Annotated in this window: 15 protein-coding genes; 9 read left to right on the top strand and 6 right to left on the bottom strand. The window is 67.2% G+C overall.

Features of this window, described 5'->3' with window-relative positions:
• Positions 1–16 precede the first annotated feature (16 nt).
• Positions 17–1,207 carry a sensor histidine kinase gene (locus ACTJJK_RS19800; RefSeq protein ID WP_440731039.1) on the top strand — a complete coding sequence of 397 codons (1,191 nt, stop codon included), beginning with the start codon at positions 17–19 and terminating at the stop codon, positions 1,205–1,207.
• A 142-nt stretch (positions 1,208–1,349) separates the two neighbouring features.
• A complete protein-coding gene (locus ACTJJK_RS19795; protein ID WP_440731038.1) occupies positions 1,350–2,441 on the top strand; it encodes an agmatine deiminase family protein in 1,092 nt (363 codons plus the stop codon).
• 585 nt (positions 2,442–3,026) lie between these two features.
• Here the strand turns inward: ACTJJK_RS19795 and ACTJJK_RS19790 are convergent.
• From ACTJJK_RS19790 to ACTJJK_RS19775, 4 genes are all read right to left on the bottom strand, one after another.
• Entirely contained in the window at positions 3,027–3,923 is an 897-nt protein-coding gene (locus ACTJJK_RS19790; protein WP_440731037.1) for an alpha/beta fold hydrolase, read from the bottom strand.
• Positions 3,924–4,188: 265 nt separating this feature from the next.
• On the bottom strand, positions 4,189–6,573 hold the full coding sequence (locus ACTJJK_RS19785; RefSeq protein ID WP_440731036.1) for a penicillin acylase family protein: 2,385 nt from the start codon (positions 6,571–6,573) through the stop codon (positions 4,189–4,191).
• 164 nt (positions 6,574–6,737) lie between these two features.
• Positions 6,738–7,808: a helix-turn-helix domain-containing protein gene (locus ACTJJK_RS19780; RefSeq protein WP_440731035.1), complete on the bottom strand. Its 1,071-nt coding sequence runs from the start codon at positions 7,806–7,808 to the stop codon at positions 6,738–6,740.
• Positions 7,809–7,871: 63 nt separating this feature from the next.
• Positions 7,872–8,891: a sugar kinase gene (locus ACTJJK_RS19775; protein ID WP_440731034.1), complete on the bottom strand. Its 1,020-nt coding sequence runs from the start codon at positions 8,889–8,891 to the stop codon at positions 7,872–7,874.
• Between the two features lie 202 nt (positions 8,892–9,093).
• On the opposite strand from ACTJJK_RS19775, the gene ACTJJK_RS19770 reads away from it, so the two are divergent.
• Complete coding sequence (locus ACTJJK_RS19770; RefSeq protein WP_223621804.1) at positions 9,094–11,943, top strand: TonB-dependent receptor; 2,850 nt, start codon at positions 9,094–9,096, stop codon at positions 11,941–11,943.
• 116 nt (positions 11,944–12,059) lie between these two features.
• Positions 12,060–12,869 carry a rhamnogalacturonan acetylesterase gene (locus ACTJJK_RS19765; protein ID WP_440731033.1) on the top strand — a complete coding sequence of 270 codons (810 nt, stop codon included), beginning with the start codon at positions 12,060–12,062 and terminating at the stop codon, positions 12,867–12,869.
• Here the strand turns inward: ACTJJK_RS19765 and ACTJJK_RS19760 are convergent.
• Positions 12,866–14,503: a carboxylesterase/lipase family protein gene (locus ACTJJK_RS19760; RefSeq protein ID WP_440731032.1), complete on the bottom strand. Its 1,638-nt coding sequence runs from the start codon at positions 14,501–14,503 to the stop codon at positions 12,866–12,868. The genes ACTJJK_RS19765 and ACTJJK_RS19760 overlap by 4 nt on opposite strands.
• A 7-nt stretch (positions 14,504–14,510) precedes the next feature.
• Positions 14,511–15,857 (bottom strand): pectate lyase family protein, encoded by a 1,347-nt coding sequence (locus tag ACTJJK_RS19755; protein ID WP_440731031.1) that lies wholly within the window; start codon positions 15,855–15,857, stop codon positions 14,511–14,513.
• Positions 15,858–16,076: 219 nt separating this feature from the next.
• On the opposite strand from ACTJJK_RS19755, the gene ACTJJK_RS19750 reads away from it, so the two are divergent.
• The 5 genes from ACTJJK_RS19750 (at position 16,077) to ACTJJK_RS19730 (ending at position 20,905) form a co-directional block, all read left to right on the top strand.
• The gene (locus tag ACTJJK_RS19750; RefSeq protein ID WP_223621808.1) at positions 16,077–16,913 is read left to right on the top strand and encodes a 2-keto-4-pentenoate hydratase; all 837 of its coding nucleotides are present in this window, start codon (positions 16,077–16,079) and stop codon (positions 16,911–16,913) included.
• Positions 16,910–17,905: a TRAP transporter substrate-binding protein gene (locus ACTJJK_RS19745; protein WP_223621809.1), complete on the top strand. Its 996-nt coding sequence runs from the start codon at positions 16,910–16,912 to the stop codon at positions 17,903–17,905. The genes ACTJJK_RS19750 and ACTJJK_RS19745 overlap by 4 nt, the downstream gene beginning before the upstream one ends.
• 10 nt (positions 17,906–17,915) lie before the next feature.
• The gene (locus ACTJJK_RS19740; RefSeq protein ID WP_440731030.1) at positions 17,916–18,446 is read left to right on the top strand and encodes a TRAP transporter small permease; all 531 of its coding nucleotides are present in this window, start codon (positions 17,916–17,918) and stop codon (positions 18,444–18,446) included.
• The gene (locus ACTJJK_RS19735) at positions 18,446–19,729 is read left to right on the top strand and encodes a TRAP transporter large permease (protein WP_223621810.1); all 1,284 of its coding nucleotides are present in this window, start codon (positions 18,446–18,448) and stop codon (positions 19,727–19,729) included. Before ACTJJK_RS19740 ends, ACTJJK_RS19735 begins: the two co-directional genes overlap by 1 nt.
• Before the next feature lie 99 nt (positions 19,730–19,828).
• Positions 19,829–20,905: a LacI family DNA-binding transcriptional regulator gene (locus ACTJJK_RS19730; protein WP_440731047.1), complete on the top strand. Its 1,077-nt coding sequence runs from the start codon at positions 19,829–19,831 to the stop codon at positions 20,903–20,905.
• Positions 20,906–21,250 lie beyond the last annotated feature (345 nt).

Here is a 21,250-nt window from a genome sequence, read left to right as displayed (position 1 = left end):
GCTGCGCAGCCTCCACTTGCGTTTGACCGCAGGCTGGACCCTGGCCTGGCTGCTGTGCGTCGCGACGCTGTGCATCGTGGCCATCGGCGTGCATGCGCGCCTCAGTCAACTCGACTTCGAGTCGCGGATGCAACTTCGCGCCACGGCGATATACGGACTCACCTGGTTCGACGAGCGCGGCGCCTTCCACGATGAAGTGTTGCGCAAAGAGCCCGGCGTGCTGGATGCCGGCAGCGACGTCTGGGTCATCGCTCCCGGACCGCCGGACCGGATACTGCTGCAGCCTGGGCAGCCCCGTTTCGATCCGGCTTCGCCCGCCGCCCTGGCCGCCTCGGTCCTGCGCCGCGGCGACTTCGCCGAGGACGGGCGGGATCGTCGCGGCAGGTCTTATCGATTGCAGGCCAAGCTCACCTACGACCATGCCGACCGGCCCATCGCCGCGATCCTGGTGCTGGCCGATCCGGGCGCACGCGATGCCGCACAGGCCGCCTTCGTGCGCTGGACCTTGCTGGCCGTCGCCGTGCTCGCCGCGGTCGGCGTGCTGGTCGGCAACGCCCTCGCCCGCCGTTCGCTGCGGCCGGTCGTGCAATCGTTCGAAATGCAGGAGCGCTTTATCGCCGCGGCGGCGCACGAGTTGCGCACGCCGGTGGCCGGCCTGCTGGCGCTTTGCGAATCGGCCGACGCCGGCGAGGCGCCTCCGGCGCAGACGCTCGGCCGCGTCAATCGGATCGCCGCGCAGACCGCGGGCCTGGTCGACAAACTGCTGTTGCTGGCGCGACTCGATTCGGCGAACGCCCAACTCGCGAACGAAGAGGTTCGTCTCGATCTGCTGGTCGAGGCGGTCCTGCCCGAGGACGGTTCGGTGTCGCTGGATGCCTGCGAGTCGGTGATCCGCGCCGACCCGCGGCTGGTGCAGATCGCGGTACGCAATCTGGTCGAGAACGCCTTGGCGCATGCAGCGGCCGACGGGACGCGCGAGCCGGTCGCGGTGACTGTTCGCGACCGGACCGTCGTCGTCGAAGACCGCGGCAGCGGTTTCCCCGCCGAGCTGATGCAGCGGCTCACCGAGCCGTTCGTGGCCCGTGCCGCCAGCCCGGGCTCCGGGCTGGGCCTGTCCATCGTGCAGCACATCGCACAACTGCATGGCGGCCGGCTGCGCCTGGAGAACCGCGCCGGCGGAGGCGCCCGGGCGATTCTCCAGCTTTGACCTGGTATCAGCTGGATGTCAGGTTCGCCCCGTAGATTGCCGCTCCAGACGCCCCGCCCGGGGCCTGGAGACCATCGCAATGCAAGCCGATCCGCGGTTTTCGAACCCATCCGCCCTGCCCGTCCCGGGCTGGCACAAGCTCATGGCCGGCGCCCTGCTGGCCGTCGCCCTGGCGACTGCCGGCGCCGCCCACGCCCGCACGGCGTCGGGCTACATGCCGGACGAGACGGCGCGTCATGAAGGCACCTGGCTGCAGTGGCCGCATGCCTATACCTATGGCCGGACCTATCGCGACCGGATCGAGCCGACCTGGATCGCCATGACCCAGGCACTGGTGCGCAGCGAGAACGTGTACATCATCGTCTACGACGCCGGCGAACAGACGCGCGTTCGCAACAAGTTGGCGGCCGCCGGGGTGTCCCTGGCGAAGGTGAGCTTCCTGATCCGCCAGACCGACGACGTGTGGGTGCGCGACAACGGCCCGATCTTCGTCTACGACGCGAACGACCGACTCAAGATCACCGACTGGGGCTTCAACGGTTGGGGCTTCGATGCGGCTTACCGTAAGGACGACGCCGTTCCGGTCACCGTGGCCGGGCAGTTGGGCATGGCGCGGGTCGATCTCAACGACGTGGTTCTGGAAGGCGGTTCGATCGAGACCGACGGGCGCGGCGTGCTGATGGCGACCCGCAGTTCGATCCTGGAACCGAACCGCAACCCGGACATCACCGAGGCCGAACTGGAGGCCGTGCTCGCCGACCAGCTCGGCGTCGACAAGTTCATCTGGCTGGACGGCGCGCCCGGCGGCAAGGACGACATCACCGACATGCACATCGACGGCTTCGCCCGTTTCGGCACGCCGCATGCCATCGTCACCATGAGCCGCAGCGACTTGAGTCATTGGGGCCTGCCGGCGGGCGACGTCGACCGCCTTTATAGGGCCACCGATATCGACGGCGCGCCCTATGATTTCGTGCAACTGCCGCTGACCGCGCGCGATGTCGTCACCAGCTATGGCTACAAGCTTGGCTACCGAGGCTCGTACGTGAACTACTACGTCGGCAACACCGTGGTGCTGGTGCCGGAGTACAAGGACCCGAACGACGCCGTGGCGAAGTCGATCCTGCAACGGCTCTATCCGGGCCGCAGCGTCGTCGGGATCGATGTGCGCAATCTGTACCGCAATGGCGGCATGGTGCATTGCGTGACGCAGCAGCAGCCTGCGGCGTTGTGATGCCTTGACCACGGCTCCGGCTGTCGCGTCGGCTTATGGCCGGCGCGATGGCGAGGGTTACTTCGCCTTAGGAGGCGGCGGCCATTCCAATGTAGGAGCGGTGTGAGCCGCGACCGCGCTGTAACGGTCTCGCGGCGTCTCGTTGCCGCAAGATAAAGATCTAGATCAAACGCCAAAAGCTTCCGCCACTAAAGCGGCGGGTTACTTTCTTTTGTCTAAAGCAACAAAAGTCCGTCTGGATTCCCTTCGGTCAAAGGTAACCAAAGAAAAATGCTTTGTTTTGAATCACAGGCCCGCGCGTCCGATGCCGTCGCAGGGCTCTACATACGGGACATCCCTGTCCCGATGAAAAACGGCCTGCATCCCTGCAGGCCGCCCTCCGGGTCTTCTGTTGCCTTCGCGAGTGTTTCACGACGCACAGCAACAGAAACAGAAACAGCAATCCTGCAGCCACGACGGCTCAAAGGGTAGGAGCGACGCGAGTCGCGACCGCGTTGCAGCGGTCTCGCGGCGCATGGCCGGTTTCTGCGTAGGAGCGGCGTGAGCCGCGACCCGTGCCGCGTCGCATCTATGAAAAATCCGCCCTCAGAAGAACCCCGCCGGCATCGGCGGTGTGGCGTCGTCCAGGAACGGCACGGTCGCGGCCACGACGGTCTCGGCTTCGGCCATGATGCCGATATGGGAGGTGCCTGGCAGGACCAGCAGGCGGGCCGGCGGCGGGGCCGACAAAAAGCCTTGCGCCGCTAGCGCAGGGGCGCCGCCGCCGCGCATGCGGAACATCTCCACGCCGTGTTCCGGGCCCATGATGTCGTAGTCGCCCATGACGATCATGGTCTTGTGCTTCAGCGCCTTCATGCCGCTGCCCCAGTCGAAGGGCGTGGCATCGAGCACTTTCAGTTTTTCGACCAGCACCGGGAAATCCTCTCGCCTGGGCGCGAGCCGGTCGTATTCCTTCCTGATCGGCGTGTTGTCGAACACCGCAGGGGTGATATGTCCGATGCCCGCCAACACTTCCTTGTAGGTCGCGTCCAGGCGGGTGCCCGCCGAGGCCGTGACCAGTTTCGCGACCTTGGCCGGATGACGGATGGCGAGCTGGATGGCGGCGCCGCCTCCCATCGAGTAACCGAAGACGTCGGCTTGCTTCACCCCCGCTGCGTCGAGCACGGCCGCGGCATCGTCGGCCAAGGCTTCATAGGTGATCGGGCCTGGGCCATCGCCGGTGCGGCCGTGGCCGCGTTGATCCAGAACGATCACCGGACGGGTGCGGGCGAAACGATCGACGATGGCGGCCATGGTATCGGCCGACATATAGGCACCGTGCAGGACCAGCAGGGGGGCCTTGGCTGATTTCAAGTCGCCGACGATGTCGTAGTGAATGGCCAGGTCGTCGCGTTTGACGATGGCGGCACGTTTGGCGGGCGCTGCTACTTGCGACGGTTCCGCCGCGAGTACGGTGACGGTGGGCGCGGCGAACAGCGCCAAGCCGGTCAACACGGCCGCGGCCAGCGATCGACAACCGGAATGAGACAGGGACATAGGGGCTCCTTTATTGGTTCGGTGAAAGTATTGGGTGGATGTGCCGGTTCATCGGGGACTGGATCGGCAGCGCCGTCGTCGGCCATCCAAAACGACCGATCTATGGATTAGACGAACGAGGAATCGTCGATTCGACATGCCCTCGATATTCCGGGTCATCGGCCAGCCGATGACCGGGCCGTTGCGGCGGCCCGGGCCGGACGCCAGACCGTCAAGGCTTGCGTTCGGGCGTCAGTACCAGCGTGTAGACCGCAGCACCCGGCAGGAACGGCGAGCGTCGCCCCTGCACCCAATCGTCGTGCCCGCGCCCCCAGAACGGCGAGAACACGTGCCCGCTTTGCCCTCCCGGCATGTGGGCGATGCCCGAGTCTTCGTGTCCGGGCGAGACCACCATGCGTTCGGTGGCACCGAAGGCCGGGCCCTGCACGCGCGGCATGCCGCTGTCGCCCGGCAGCGGATCGCGTGGCATGCACAGCAGGCGCTTGCCCAGCAGCGGTACGGCCGAGGCCATGGGGTGACATATCGCCGCGGTATTCCGCTCGCCCCAGGTGCGCTGCGCCAGCGCTCCCTGGCCGGACAACTCCTGCCGTACTTCCTGCGCCGCATCCTCGAATAGCGCCTCCCAGGACGGATAGCGCCTCGACAACAGATGCTTCGGCTGGGCCGTGGCCAGGGGCCAGGCCACGCCTTCGAACTGCGGCAACTGCGGCATGACGAAACGCTGCTTCATCCTCGCCTGGGCCGGTGCCGTCAGGCCATCGAGGATGCGCGCATGCACCGCCAGCCGCCATGCGCGTACCAAGCGGTAACTCACCGAGTCGGCGCTCGCGCGTCCCTCCCAGCGAGCGGCCGCCTGGGCCATTGCAGCCAATGCGGAATCGCTGCGGCCACGACGCGCCTGGGCCTGCATCAACTCCCACCATGGCGTCAGCATCAACGCCCGGTCGTCGAGCTGGACCGCCAGGAGATCGGGCTCGGCGAAAGTTCGCCGCTGCTGCAAGGCATCGCGTATCTGCCCGGCTCGTGCGCCGTGCGAATAGCCGCCATCGCCTATCCGGTTCAGCGACGCGGCATCCAGGGTGCGGTTGTTCGCGGTCCACAGGCGATGGTCCGGCGGGTCGATGATAAAGGGCGGGATGAAGGGCGGGATGGAAGGCGGTTCAGGGGATTCGGCCGAGGCGTCCGGGCAATTTCTCTGCATCGAACTGTCCGGGCCGGCCTTTGTCGCCGCTCGTTCGCTCGACGCTCGCTCGGTGCCGGGCCATCGGCAATCGCTGGAGTCATGCGCGGGTATCGTCGGGCCGATCAGGGTCCAGGCAATCCGACCGTGGCGATCGGCCAGCATCAGATTGGCCGTGGGCAGGCCCACCGTGCGGGCCTGGGACAATGCCTCGCGCACGTCGCGGGCGTGGTGAAGTGTCGCCAGATCGAGATTGAGGCCTTCGGGGCGATAGGCCGTCCAATGCAGTTGCATCGGTGGCTGGCCGACCGCATCGACGATCAAGGGGCCGCGTTCGTCATCGAGCACCCGCAGCACGACCGGGTCGCGCCCCTTGACCCGGATGATTTCCACCGCGGGTTTGCGTTGCAGCAACGCGGCGCAGCTGCTCGCCTCCTTGCCCCCGCAATGTGGATCCCAATCGAGCGTGTCCGCATAGCCGTTGGTGAACCCCCAGGCGACCTTGCCGTTGCTGCCTGCGATGACCACCGGCAAGCCCGGCAGGGTGAACCCGGAAACGTCCACCCGCCCGGTTTCGTGACCGTAACGCAGCCGCGCCCGGAACCACACGTTGGGAACGCTCAGCCTGGAGTGCATGTCGTCGGCCAGGATCGCGCGCCCATCGCCGGTCAGCGCTCCGGCGACGGCGAAGTTGTTGCTGCCGGGCGTGCCGCTGCTGTCGATTGGGGCCGGGCGCGGCCGAACCGGGCCCGGCAGTTTGCGCAGATCCACGGCGTCGGCATCCGGCAACACGGCGTCGCCGCGGGCCTGTCCCTGCATCGGTGCGTCCCAGCGGGTTCCGTCGCGCATCAGCAGATCGAACACGGCCGCAGGCAGGTGCGGCCGCGCGGAACGCAACGCGGCCTCGCGCCCGTTGGAGGCATCCTGCAGATTGACGTACATCGCATACCCCGCCAGTGCCGAGTCCTCCGCTCGCCATGGCTGGGGCGCCTGGCCCAGCAGCAGATAGGGCCACGGCCGCACCTTCAGATGTGCCAGGCCGACATTCACGCCCTCGGTGTAGGCACGCAAGGTCTCCGCGTGACCGCCGGCGAAGGCCTCGGAGTGGAGCCTGGCGCGATGGCGGAAACGATGGATCCGATGTTTGCGGTCGGCCTTGAGCATGGAGGGGCCGAGCAGCTCCGCCAATTCGCCGGCGGCGGTGCGCCGCATCAGATCCATTTCGAAATAGCGTTCCTGGGCATGGACGTAGCCCAAGGCACGCGCGGCGTCGGACTGGTTGGAGGCATCGATGGTGACCACGCCATCGCGATCGCGCTCTACTTCGACTGCGGCGGAAAGCCCGGCCAGGTCCAACCGCCCGTCCAGGGTCGGCAGGCTGCCGCGCACCAGCCACCACGCCGCGAACGCGAGCAAGGCGAACAGCGATGCCAGCCCCCACAAGATCGACCGCAACCGCTTCGCCATTTCGCTTCGCCCATCGGGATGTCGGTCCGCCGCTGCGGCGGAGAGGAATTATTTTGCGCCTGCGCCCCGGAGCAGACCATGCATGGGCCTGCGCCGCCCTGCCCCACAACGGACTAAGGCTGCGGCTCCGACTCCGAGCCGGCCTGTGGCCCCTGCCTGGATAGCAGGCTCGTTCGCAGCCACTGCGCCGTCGCCGGGTCGGCCGGCAAGAAGGTCTCGACGGCCAGTTCGCACAGGCTCAGGTCCAGCGGGTTCTTGAACATCGTGGTGATGCTGATGAAGGACAGCACGCCGCAGGACGCGCGCAATCGCAGGGGGACGACGAAGCCGTGCGCGGCCGATGCGAGCGCCTCTGCCGCCGGTCCGGGGTAATCGCTGAGCTCTCGATGCAAGGCTCGAAGCATTGGGTCGGCGGTGGCTTCGGCCTGCCGGCGCAGGCGATGCAGCAGATGCGCACGCCATGACCCCAGATTGAGAATCCGCGGTGCCAAGCCTTGTGGGTGCAGGCTCAGACGCAGCACGTTGAGCGGTGCCTGCAACAGGAACGGGGCGATGCCGCCGTCGTGCAAAACACTCAGCGCGTGATTACGCGCCAACAAGTTCCAGTAGCGGTCGACGGCGATCGCCGGGTACGGCTCGTGGCCGCGCAATACCAGCTCCACGGCCTCGCGCGCCGGTTCGAGTGCCGGGTCGTCCTGGATGCGGCCCTCGGAATAGATCGCCGACCACCCGCCAGCCCGCATCAGCAGATTGCGTTCGCGCGGCGGCACGTCGAGGCGGTCGGCCAGGCGCATCAACATGGTCCGGCTCGGCTGCGAGCGACCGGTCTCGATGAAGCTCATATGGCGCGCAGAGGTATTCGCAAGCTCGGCCAGGTTCGACTGGCTGAGACCACGGCGCTGGCGCCAGTCGCGGATGAGTTCGCCTACGGGTCGGATCGCGTTCATGCGGCCACGATAGTCAGAGCGCAGGGCTTGGCCATTACCTGTGGGGTAAACGACATGGCCGACCCATTGGCTGCGCTGCCGCTGTCGATGCGCCTCACCGAGGCGACCATCACATCGCTTCGTGGCCGCTGTGCGCTCGCCGATCCGTGCCGCTAGAGCCGACTGGTCCGGGCGGCCGCCTCGGTGCCGTGCCCGACCGCCCCTGCGGTAGCCGATAAAAAAGTCGCCCGGACGCACCGGGCGACTCCTGTTTCGCAGGCGCGGCCCCGCACTGCTCTCTAGGACGGTGCTCAGGCCATCCTAGCGACGGACGTGGAAGCCGCCGCCGGCGATCAAGTCGTTCACGTCCTGGGCGCTGACCAGGTTGAAGTCGCCGGGCGCGGAATGCTTCAGGCTCGCTGCGGCCAAGGCAAAGCTCAGGCCGTCTTCGTCGCTCATCCCGTCCAACAGGCCATGCAGGAAGCCGGCGGCGAAGGCATCGCCCGCACCGATCCGATCGACGATGCCATGCAGCTCCCGGGACGCGGTATGCACAGCGCTGCCGTCGCGATGGAACAGCGACGCCGACAACAGGTGATGATCGACGTCGCGTTGCTCGCGCCGGGTGCAGGCCAGCCGTTGCAGGTTCGGGAAGGCCTCGAACGCGAGCCGCGCGGCGGCGGCCGGGTCGTCGCCGCCGGAATCTCCGCTGGCCTTGGCTGCCAGCACGACCGCGATGTCGCGGTGATCGGCAAATGCCAGGTCGGCCAGGCTCATCAAGGTATGCAGGATCGGAGCGGGGTTGCACTTCGATTCCTGCCATAACGAGCTGCGGAAATTGCCGTCGAAGCAGACCCGGACGCCGGCATCGCGGGCGGCACGCGCGGCGACGATGGCGGCTTCCGCGCCGCGTTCGCCGAGTGCGGGCGTGACGCCGGACAAATGCAGCCAGGAGGCGCCGGCGAGCAAGGCCGGCCAGTCGTAGGGCGCGGTCCCCGCGATCGCGAACGCCGAGCCGGCGCGGTCGTAAAGCACCCGGCTGGGCCGTTGTATCGCCCCGGTTTCGAGGAAATACAGGCCCATCCGCCCGACTCCGGTCAGCACCGCCCGGGTGTCGACGCCCTGTCGCCGCAGTTCGCCGCGTGCGGCGTCGCCGAGCGGGTTGTCCGGCACCAGGCTGACCATCACCGCTTCGTGCCCGAACCGGGCCAGGGATACGGCGACATTGGCCTCGGCGCCGCCGACATGCACCTCGAGTTGCGGCGACTGCAACAGCCGCTGGCGTCCGGGCGCGCCGAGCCTGAGCAACAGCTCGCCGAAACATACGACTCGTCCGCTCATACCACCCCCTTCAGAATGATCCACCGGCCGATCGTGACCGGCCTCCCATAAGCGTTTGCGCACCGCAGCATGCTGTTCGGTCAAGCTTTTGTTAGGGTTTTGACCAGCGGTGTCATTTTTGTTCAGGGGACACCATATCAGGCGCAGCAAGCCCGTCAAGACCGGTTCCCGAGCGGTCTGGCACCTTCGGAAGGGGAGAGGAATGCAAGTGCAACTAGAGACCAGAAAGACACCGGTTACCGTGCTCGCCGCCGCCATCGCGCTGGGGCTGTCGATGTCGCCATCGACAGGGTATGCGCAACAATCGGCGCAATCGGCGCAATCGGCCCAGGCCGGTGCCGAAGCGGCTCCGGCAGAATCGGTTCCGGCAGAGGCGGCTCAGTCAAAATCAGCGCCGCTTGAAGACGCCAAGAATCTCGATGCGGTAGTCGTCACCGGCTTTCGCGCCAGCCTGCAGCAGGCACTGGACATCAAGCGCGAGGAAGTCGGAGTGGTCGACGCCATCGTCGCCGAGGACATCGCCGACTTTCCCGATCTCAACCTGGCCGAGTCGCTGCAGCGCATTCCCGGCGTCTCGATCGCACGCGATGCCGGCGAAGGCCGGCAGATCTCGGTGCGCGGCTTGGGCCCGGATTTCACTCGCGTGCGCATCAACGGCATGGAGGCGCTGACCACCGCCGGCGGCACCGACAGTTCCGGCGGCGCCAATCGCGGCCGCGGTTTCGACTTCAACGTCTTCGCCTCGGAGTTGTTCAACAGCCTGAAAGTGCGCAAGACCGCCTCGGCCGACGTCGAGGAAGGCTCGCTCGGCGCCACCGTGGACCTGCAGACCGCCCGGCCCTTCGACTACGACGGCCTGACCTTCGTCGCCGGCGGCCAACTGGGCTTCAACGATCTGTCCAAGGACATCGACCCCCGCGCCACCGCGCTGATCAGCAACACCTGGGCCGATGGCCGCTTCGGCGCCCTGCTCTCGGTGGCCTACACCGACCGGCGCCTGGTCGAGGAAGGCCACAGCACCGTGCGTTGGGACAACGGCCCGAGCAGCGGCGGTTTCGCCGCGAGTTCGCCGTTCGCCGCTGCCCGCCTTCCAGGCACGTTCCATCCGCGTATCCCGCGTTACGGGGTGATGGAGCACGACCAACAACGCCTGGGCATCACCAGCGCCCTGCAATTCAAGCTCAGCGACAAGACCGAGCTCGGCCTGGACCTGCTGTACGCCAAGTTCGACGCGACCCGTACCGAGAATTTCCTCAACGGCATTTCTTTCAGCCGCACCGGCACCGGCAAGCCGCAGACCGTGGTCCTCGACGGCGAAGTCGACGAACGCGGCAACCTGGTCTACGGCCGCTTCAACAACGTCGACGTGCGCTCGGAAGCGCGCTACGACGAGCTCAGCACGAAGTTCAGCCAGGCCAATTTCTACGGCGAACACAAGTTCAGCGACGACTTCGCAGTGAGCGGCCAGATCGGCCGGGCCAAGTCCGAATTCGACAACCCGATCCAGACCACGATCACCCTCGACCGCAGTAACGCGCAGGGCTATGTCTACGATTATCGCGACAGCAGTCGCCTGCCGATCATCGACAACGGCTTCGACGTCAACGACCCCAATGCCTGGAGCTTCGCCAACGGCGTGTCCGAGATCCGCCTGCGCCCCCAGGCCTCGGAAAACACCTTCGATAACCGGCAACTGGATTTCCGCTGGACCCTCGCCCCGGGCTTCAAGCTCAAGGGCGGCATCCAGTCGAAGAAATACCAGTTCGACAGCCGCGAGATGCGTCGTGTTTCCGAGCTGGCCGTGCCGTCGTTGCCGGCCGGCACCAATCTGGCCGACCTGACCCGCTCGGTCGCCCTGCAGGGCACCAGCGTCGGCGGCGCCAACGATTCGCGCTGGCTGATCCCGGACATCGGCGCCTTCGACCGGCTGTTCGACATCTACAGCAACTCCGGCACCTTCGCGCTTTCGCCCGACGTGGCCAGCGCCCGCGGTAACAACCGCAGCGTCGAGGAAAAGGACCTGGGCTATTACCTGCAGACCGATTTCTCGACGAACCTGGGCGAGATCCCGATCAGCGGCAACTTCGGCGTGCGCCACGTCAAGACCAAGCAGTCTTCGACCGGTTTTGCCCTGGCCGGCACCACGCCGGTATTGACCACGGTCGAGCGCGAATACAACGACACCCTGCCCTCGTTGAACCTGGTCGCCGACATCACCCCGGACTTCCTGATCCGCTTCGGCGCCGCCAAGGTGATGTCGCGGCCGGGCCTGGCCAATCTGACCCCGGGCGTGACGGTAAGCGTGAGCGGCGGCAACCGCGTCGTCGCCGGCGGCAACCCCCTGCTCGACCCGTTCCGCGCCAAGACCTACGACCTGGGCCTGGAATGGTATTTCGCCGAAGAGGCCTTGCTCGGCCTCGGGTTCTTCTACAAGAACATCGACAGCTTCGTGCAGACCTCGCGCGAGATCCGCCCCTACAACACCTCCGGCCTGCCCAATGAATTGTTGGCCGGGACCGGCGCGCTGCCGACCGACGAATTCCAGTTCAACATCCCGGTCAACACGCCGGGCGGCAAGCTGCGCGGCGTCGAGTTGAGCTATCAACAGCCCTTCAGCTTCCTGCCGGGCTTCTGGAACGATTTCGGCGTGCAGTTCAACTACACCTACGTCGATTCGAAGATCCAGTACGTCACCGCCGCCGGCGCCTCGGCGCTCAAGACCGACCTGGTCGGGCTGTCCAAGAACGCCTATAACGCGACCCTGTACTACGAAGGCGAACGTTTCAGCGCACGGGTCTCGGCGGCCTATCGCGACGACTACCTGACCACGGTGCCGGGCCGTAACAACGCCGACGTCGAAGGCACCAAGGGCACGACCACCATCGACATGTCGGCCTCGTGGAAGATCAACGACAAGCTGGAGCTGACCTTGGAAGGCCTCAATCTGACCGACGAATACAACGATCAATGGGTCGATTCCCTAGCCGATCGCGTCTCGGTCTATCACCACACCGGGCGCCAGTACTTCCTCGGCCTGCGCTTCAAGTTGTAAGGCGTCGCTTCGCGACGCGAACCGGTGCGGCTCGCTCGTACGAGTCGCACCGGCTGCGACGGCCGCGCAGAACTCTCCAGCTCGTCCCTGCCCTTAACCTTCTCATCGGTGCGTCGATGCGTGCATTGCTGCTGATTGCCTGCCTGGCCTTGTGGCCGCTGGCTGCCTGCGCCGATCCGGTGCCGACCGTGTTCCTGGCCGGCGATTCGACGATGGCGATCAAGCGCGCCGAGAAACGCCCCGAGACCGGTTGGGGCGAGGCGTTCGAGGTGCAGTTCCAGCCCGGCCGGATCAGGCTCGACAATCGCGCCATGAACGGTCGCAGCACGCGCAGCTTCATCGAGGAAGGACGCTGGCAGGATCTGCTCGACGAGGTCGGCGCGGGCGATTACGTGTTCATCCAGTTCGGCCACAACGACCAATCCAGGCACAAGGCCGACCGCTACACCCCGCCGCCCGACTACCGGCGCAACCTCGAAGGTTTCGTCGATCAGGTCCGCGAGCGCGGCGCCACTGCGATCCTGCTGACGCCGGTGGCGCGGCGCCGCTTCGACCGGGCCGGTGCAGTGCTTGACAGCCATGGCGACTATCCCGGCCTGGTCCGGCAAGTCGCCGCCGAACGCGCGGTGGCGCTGATCGACATGGAGCGGCGCAGTCAGGCCGTGCTCGGCGCATGGGGCGATGCGGGCTCCAAGGCCTTGTTCCTGTGGCTGCAAGCGGGCGAACACGGCAACTACCCCGAAGGCTTGCGCGACGACACGCATTTCTCGCCACAGGGCGCACGATGCATGGCCGCGGAAGTCGCCGATGGCCTGCGTCTGCTCGGCCTGCCCTTGAGCGCATCGCTCAAGCCGCCGGCACGATGCCTGCGGCCGGTTCCGACCGGGGCCGCAGCGGCTCGACCGGGCACGGCTTTGCGAGGCTAGAACGTCCCGCGCTGCACGAACGGCACACGCTCATACAGCTTGCGCTCGCCGGCGCGCGGATCCTCGACCAGGCGCGGCTGCGCATCGAACAACAGGGTTTCGCGCCGCTGCAACGAGTACGGCGCCCAGGCCGGCAAGCCGTCGTGGTTCGGGTCTCCGTGCCGCGCCAAGGCGATCAAGGCATCGCTCATGCGCGCCGCCAGCGCCCGAGCTTGCGCGTCGTCGCCGGTGCGCGAGCCGGCTTGGCCGGTGTTGTCGAACACCAGGGCGATGTCGAGCGTATGCATGGCGCCCCATCGCCCGCCATCGAGCGGCGAACCCCAATCCAGTTGATAGACCCAGGTCGGTGCGCCCTGGCGCGCCCGGGCTTCGGCCTCGATGATCGCCGCGCGCCAGGAGCGGCCGGCGGTGGTCGCGGCGAAGAAGATCTGCGACGGCGTGTAGCCGGGATACAGGCGCCGGTACTCGGCGATCACCGTGTCCGGGTCCAGGTCGACGTACTGGTGCTCGCGCAGTTTGCCCGGCAGTTCGTCCCAGCCCAGGGCGAGGTTGGCCGCATCGCCGGCGAGGAAGGCGCGGGTTTCGTCGCGGGTGTTGCCGATCACCATCGGGATCGCGGCCGATTGTGCGGGCGCGTCGGGATAGAACGGATGCCGGTGCAGAGATTTCGCATCCAGCACCGGCCCGAAATACAGAGCAGTGTCCTCGATACGCGAAAAATCGCGCAGCGACGTCGCCTCCACCAGGGCCTGCATCGGCAGTGAGCGCAGCCGCGAGAGGCCCTCCGGCGCGATCTTCAGCGCATCGAGCAGGCGTAGCGCACGCTGCGTCGCGGCACGCGGCCCGGCCGCGGTGACCTGTTGCCCGCTCATGGTCAGGGCGCGGTGAAACAGCCCCTGCGCCGCAGGCATCGCCATCAGGCTGGCGATCTTGGCGCCGCCGCCGGACTGGCCGAACAAGGTCACGTTGCCGGCATCGCCGCCGAACTCGGCCGCGTGATCGCGCACCCAGTGCAGGGCCTGGATCAGGTCGAGTTGGCCGACGTTGCCGGACCAGGCGTAGTCGTCGCCGCCGAGCTGCGCCAGGTACAGATAGCCGAAGGCGTTCAACCGATGATTGAGGGTGATCACCACGACATCGCCGCGCCGGCACAGACGCACGCCGTCGTAGAGCGGGCTGCTGCCGGAGCCGCTGTCGTAACCGCCGCCGTGCAGATACACCAACACCGGCCGCGCGACGCCATCGCGCAATGCCGGGGTGAACACGTTCGCGTACAGGCAGTCTTCGCTGATGCGGGCGTCGGGTTTGCGTTGCGGCGCCGACGCGCCGTGTGCGAGCGCATCGCGAACGCCCTGCCACGGCCGCTCGCGCAGCGCCGGCATGAAGCGGCGCGTGGAGGTGTCGGCGCCGTAGGGAATGCCCTTGAACACCAGCACGCCGCGGTCGCGATAACCGCGCACGCGACCGCTGCGGGTGGTGGCGACCGGGGTCTCGGTGCCCGGATGCGCAAAGCTAGCCGCCCCGGTCGCCGATGGCGCGCTTTTATCGGCTGCCAGCGCCGCGGACGGCAAGCAAGCGCCGGCCAAGGCACCTGCAAGCGCTTTCAAGCTGTCGCGACGCCCTGGATCCTGCATCGCCGCCTCAGCGCAGCGGCGCCCGACGCGGCAGCGGTTTCAACGGCTCCATCGTCGCCAGGTCCCAGTCCGCGGCGACGAAGGCTTGCCGGGTCGGCTCGACCTTCGGATAGCCGCCGACCTCGTTCTCGCTGTCGATGATCTTGCCGCGGCCTTCGACGGTGTCGGCCAGGATGCGGCGATCGATGTCGTCGCGGTCCCAGGGCCGCGCACCGGCATCGGCGATGACCGCGTCCTGCACCTTCGATGCCGGCAGCAGGCGCACGCCGAACGGCAGCGCCGGCGCCTGTTTCATCTCGCTCACTGCGAGCGGCGTCGTGGTGTAGCGCCCGACTTGCGGCAAGGGCCGGCCGAGCCGGTCGACCGCGATATTGTCCTCGGCGAAGTACGACAGCGCGCCCGAGCCGCCGACCATGAGCAAGGCGACGTCCTCGGTCGATGGACCGGCGCGCATCACGTTGCCGCGCAGCACCATTTCGCCGCTGGAATAGGCGTGGCCCAGCCACTCCTCGGCGATCAGGTTGTAGTGCACCGCTCGCTGCCCCGGGTCGTAGATCAGGTTGTTGAGGACCTGGCCGCGCGCCCCGCCCTTGAACAGCGGATTGCGCTCGTAGTTGTGCGCGTACAGGTTGCCGGCGATCAGGACCTCGTTGACGTGGTCGTGGATCAGCGTGCCTTTGGAATGCTCGCCCTTGCCGTGGGTGGCGTTGGCCAGGCCCTCGGCGATCAGGTTGTTGCTGAAGGTGATGCGCCTGGAGGCCGCCTGCATCCACTCGGCCTCGGTTTCGCCGGCGAAGCGCGTGCTCGAGGCCGACAGGTTTTCGTCGGTGGCCCAGGTCAGCGAGCAATGATCGACGATCACGTCGTGGGCGCCGCGCACGGTGTTGATGGCGTCGAAATCCACGCCTGCGCGTTTTTCCAGACCGGCCTCGCCGGGCCGTATCCGGATGTGGCGCACGACCACATCGTGGGTGGCGATGGTCAGGCCGCCACGGATGAAGGTGACGCCCGGTTGCGGCGCGGTCTGGCCGGCGATGGTCAGATAAGGCTCGCTGATGCGCAGTTCCTTGCGGGCCAGATCGATCACGCCGGCGACCTCGAAAACGACGATGCGCGGGCCCGGCGTCGCCACCGCTTCGGCGAACGAACCGGGGCCCTCGCCGGCCAGGGTAGTGACCCTCAGGATCTTGCCGCCGCGCCCTGCCGGCGTATGCGCCGCCCACCCCATGGCGCCGGGGAACGCCAGGGCCCGCGCCGCGCTGTCGGCGGCGAAATCGGCGGCGGAATTCGTCGATGTCTGCGCCGTCGCGATGCCGGCGATCGCGGCGAACATCGCGAGCAGAACACTGCGCACCGCCCTGCTCCGATCGTTTTGCCGATTGCTGCGCCGGCCTCCGTCGCGATGGCGGGTTCGATCAATCCCCGCGGCCTTGCCGTCGATGCCTTGCCCCACCTCGCCACTCCCCATCGCGCCCTCCCAGGTCTGATCCGAGCATACGCCGGATTGTCAATGACACCGGTTTCCTATACAACACCCGGACGCACAATCGAGCCCCCGGGGGACCGTTCAGGCATGCCAACACACCCGTTCGATGACCAGCGCGACGAGCTGGCGATCGCGATCCGCCTGGTGCGGGCCCGCTGGCAGGCGAAGGCGCTTGCGGCCTATCCAGGCCTGCAACCGCAGACTCTAGACGCCGGCTACCGGGTCCAGGACCAGGCCATCGCGCTATGGCGGCAAGCCGTCGCGGGCTGGAAGGTCGGGCGCATTCCGGACGCCTGGCAGGCCACGCTCGGCGAAGACCGCCTGGTCGGCCCGATCTTCGCTGGCGCGGTGCAGAATGTCCCGGCAGGACAAACGGGCCGTTTCCCGGTGATCGAACATGGCTTCGCCGCGATCGAGGCCGAATACGTATTCACCCTCGGCAGCGATGCTCCTGTCGGCAAGACCGAGTACAGCGAAGACGAAGCCGCGGAACTGGTCGCTTCCCTTTCGATCGGCATCGAACTGGCCGGCAGCCCCCTGGCGTCCATCAACCGACTTGGCCCGGCGGTGGTGGTGTCGGATTTCGGTAACAACGCCGGGCTGATTGTCGGCCCGGCGATCGCCGACTGGCGCCGCCTCGACGATCGCGAACTGACCTGCGAAAGCTTCATCGACGAGCGCTCGGTCGGAACCGGCGGCGCCGCTTCCATACCCGGTGGGCCGTTGGCGGCTTTGGCCTTCGCCCTGGGGCGTTGCGCGCGGCGCGGTTATCCGCTCAGCGCTGGCATGCACGTCACCACTGGCGCAGCCACCGGCATCCACGACATCCTCGCCGGTCAGTCCGCCTGCGTGGATTTCGGTCGTTGGGGCCGCCTGGCCTGCGAGACCGCCACCGCCACCGCGACGATGGAGAGCCTGCCATGACCACGCGACGCAAGTTCCTGCTCGGCCTCGGCGCCGCCGGCCTGTCGGCGAGCGCGGCTTCCACCTCGTGGGGCAGCGGCGACGACGGACGCGTGCTCACCGCGACCGACGTCCACGTCAAGGACTATCCCACCGTCGCCGCGGTCGACTGGATCGGCCGCCAACTCGAGGAGGCGACCGGCGGACGTCTGCGCCTGCGCATGTACCACTCCGGCCAGCTCGGCCGCGAGTCCGAGGCGATCGACATGGCACGCTTCGGCGCGATCGACATCACCCGCGTCTACAGCGGCGCGCTCAACAACGCCTTTCCGCTCACCCAGGTCTTGTCGCTGCCCTATGTGTTCGACTCAGTCGCGCACCTGCGCCGGGTGCTCGACGGCGCGGTCGGCGCGCAGGTGCTGCGCGGCTTCGCTGCGCGCGAATTGGTCGGCCTGGCGATGTACGACTGCGGAGCGCGCTGCTTCTACAACGTGCGCCAGCCGATCCGCACGCCGGCCGACATGCGCGGGCTCAAGTTCCGGGTGCCGTCGTCGGACATCTTCATGCGCATGATCCGCCTGCTCGGCGGCAACCCCACGCCCCTGGCCTACGGCGAAGTGTTCTCGGCCCTGCAGACGCATTTGATCGACGGCGCCGAGAACAACCTGCGCAGCTTTCATTCGAGCCGGCAGTTCGAGGCCGCCCGGCATTGGTCGCAGAGCGAGCATTCCTATGCGCCGGACGTGCTGCTGATGTCGAAACGCAGTCACGACGCATTGGCTCTGCGCGACCGCGGCTTGCTGCTGGAGATCGCCCGGGCCTCGGTGGCGGTGATGCGACGCCTGTGGGACGAATCCGAGGCGGTCGCGCGGCGCTCGCTGATCGAGGCCGGCGTGCGCATGAACGACTGCGACCTGCCCGCTTTCCGCAAGGCGGTGGCGCCGCTGTTGGACGACTACCACCGCGTGCCCGCGCTCGAAGCGCTGTACCGCGACGTACGCTCACTGGCTTGAGGCCCTACCCGTGAATGAAGCACGCGATGTCGATCCGCAGGTCCTGCCCTCCACGTCCAGCGGCATGCTGGACCGTATCGCCGCGCTTGCCGTGGCCGTCGCCGGCGCCGCCCTGGTCGGCATGGTGGCGGTGCAGGCGATACAGGTGTTCGCCCGTTACGTCCTCAACGATTCGCCCGGCTGGACCGAGCCGGTCGCACTGATCCTGCTCAACACGGCGATGAGTTTCGGCGCCGCGGCCGGCGTGCATCGCGGCTCGCACTTCGGCTTCTTCATCCTGCTGCATGTCGTGCCGCCACCGCTGCGGCGGTTCCTGACCGCCCTGTCGCAAACGGTGATCGCGATCATCGGCGCCGCATTGGCGTTCTGGGGCGGCGAACTGCTGCTCGACGGGCTGGACATACCGATGGCCGGCGCCCCCTTGCCGCAAAGCGCCGCGTTCGCGCCGATGGCGATCGGCGGCGCATTGATGACCGTGTTCGCGCTGCAACGCATCGTGCAGGTGTATGCGCCGTCGCCCCGTATCGAAGGGAGCCCCTGATGGAAGTCACGATCCTGTTCGGCGTGTTCGCCGTGCTGTTGCTGATCGGCGTGCCGGTCGCCTATTCGTTGTCGTCGGCGGCGCTGGCGACGCTGATGTACATCGGCCTGCCGCCGATCGTGGTGGTCCAGCAGACCGCCGCGGGGGCCGGATCCGCCTCGCTGATCGCGATCCCGCTCTTCATCTTCGCCGGCGAGATCATGCTGCGCGGCGGCATCTCCGAACGCCTGATCGGCCTGGCCTCGGCCCTGGTCGGGCATCTGCGCGGCGGCCTGGGCCAGGTCAGCGTGCTGTCGTCGCTGTTCTTCGGCGGCGTTTCGGGCTCGGCCATCGCCGACGTCTCGGCGATCGGCGGGGCGATGATCCCGCAGATGGTCAAGCGCGGCTTCGACCGCGATTTCGCCGTCAACGTCACCATGACCGCGGCGATGGTGGCCCTGCTGGTGCCGCCCTCGCACAACCTGATCCTGTACTCGGCCTCGGCCGGCGGCAGCATCTCGATCGCCGACCTGTTCGCCGCCGGCATCGTGCCGGCGCTGCTGATGACCGTGACCCTGATGGTGACCTGCTGGATCATCGCGCGCCGGCGCGGCTACGCCATCGAGCCGTTTCCGGGCTTCGGCATCGTGCTGCGGCGTTTCGTCTCGGCCTTGCCGGGGCTGCTGCTGGTGGCCTTGATCTTCGTCGGCATCCGCGCGGGCATCTTCACCGCGGTGGAAAGCGCGGCCATCGCGGTGGTTTATGCCTTGCTGGTCACCACCCTGGTGTACCGCAAGCTGCGCTGGAAGGATTTCCTGGAGACGGTCGCCGGCGCCGCCCGTACCACCGGCATGATCCTGTTCGTGATCGCCTCGGCGGCATCGTTCGGCTGGCTGCTGGCCTATCTGCAGGTGCCCAGCGCCGCGGTCGAGGCCTTGACCGGGCTGACCACCGACAAGAACCTGCTGCTGTTGCTGATGATCCTGATTCTGTTGGTGCTCGGTACCTTCATGGACCTGGCGCCGATGATCATCATCTGCACGCCGATCTTCCTGCCCCTGGCCAAGGCCATCGGCGTCGACCCGGTGCACTTCGGCATCATCCTGGTCCTCAAGGGCGGCATCAGCCTGATTTCGCCGCCGTTGGGTTCGGTGCTGTTCGTCGGCACCGCCATCGGCCAGATCAGCATCGGCGAGACCTTGCGCACGATCTGGCCGTTCTGGCTGTCCGCGCTCGGCGTCTTGCTGGTGGTGACCTTCGTGCCGGAACTGTCGCTATGGCTGCCGGCCTTGCTGAAGCATTGAGCACGGAGCGCGGATCGCCGCCGCAGGCGGGCGCGGGCGCGCTCGGCCTGCGATGCGGGCTAGAATCCCCCTATTCCTTCGGTGCCCCTCGCCTTGTCCATGCCGCCGCGCAAGAAAACTGAACGCATCGCACCGCCGGCCAAGAGCGCGAGCGCGGTGCCCGGCAAGGCGCAGACGATCAACGACATCGCGCGCCTGGCCGAAGTGTCGAAGAAGACCGTCTCGCGGGTGATCAACCAATCGCCGCTGGTGCACAAGGAAACCCGCGACCGGGTCGAAGCGGTGATGCGGGAGTTCAACTACACCCCGGATCCGTTCGCCCGCGGCCTGGCCTTCCGTCGTTCGTTCCTGATCGGCATGGTCTACGACAACCCGACCGCGCAATACATCGTCAACATGCAATACGGCGCGCTCGATGCGATCCGCGATTCGGGCTTCGAGCTGGTGGTCCACCCTTGCGACAGCCGTAGTCCGGGCTACATCGACGGCGTGCGCCGCTTCGTGCAACAGCAGAAGCTGCACGGGGTGATGCTGGTGCCGCGCGTATCCGAAGACCAGGCCCTGGCCGACATGCTGGCCGAGATCGACTGCCGTTATTCGCGCATCGCCTCGGTCTCGCTGGACCAGGCCTCGCGCATGGTCATCACCCACGACCGCGACGGTGCCGCCGAGGCCGCCGACTACCTGCAATCGCTCGGCCACCGCGACATCGCCCTGATTACCGGCCCGAGCAGTTATCGCTCGGCGCACGAGCGCACCGCCGGCTTCGTCGAGGCGCTGGCCAAGCGCGGCATCGAGTTGCCGCGCGAGCGCGTCGTCGAAGCCGGTTACACCTTCGAGTCCGGCGTCGCCTCGGCCGAGCGCCTGTTGGCCGGCAATCGGCGGCCGACCGCGATCTTCGCCGGCAACGACGAGATGGCCGCGGGCGTCTACAAAGTGGCCTTACGCGCCGGCATCAGCATTCCGCAAGAGCTGTCGGTGATCGGTTTCGACGACAGCCCGCTGGCCTCGCGCCTGTGGCCTGCGCTGAGCTCGGTACGCCTGCCGATCCGCGACATGGGCCGTATCGCCGCCTCGATGCTGCTGGCCGAGCCGGCCGCCGCTTCGGCCCTGGCGGCGGCCAGCGTCCGCCCCCACCTGATCGTCCGCGACTCCTGCCAACCGCCGGCGCGTTGATCCGCCGAGCAGTTCGAGCTCGTTGATTTCTTTGTAGTGCATGAATGGTTTCCGGCCGGCAGTTGCCGAGCGTGCCGTTGCCGTTGCCGTTGCCGTAAAGATTTTGCGGTTGTTGTGCGTCGCCGCGCACTCGCGAAGGCAATCGAAGACCCGGAGGGCGGCGCGCAAGGATGCGCGCCGTTTTTCATCGGGACAGGGATGTCCCGTATGAAAAATCCCCGCGGATACACCGCTCGTGCGGGCCTGTGATTCAAAGCAAAAGCAGCTTCTTTGGTGACTTTTGACCGAAGGGAATCCAGACGGACTTTTGTTGCTTTAGACAAAAGAAAGTTACCCGCCGCTTTA

Source organism: Lysobacter sp. 22409 (genome assembly GCF_052045105.1).
In the GTDB taxonomy this organism is placed as follows: domain Bacteria; phylum Pseudomonadota; class Gammaproteobacteria; order Xanthomonadales; family Xanthomonadaceae; genus Lysobacter; species Lysobacter antibioticus_B.
This window is presented reverse-complemented; position numbering and strand designations above follow the sequence as displayed.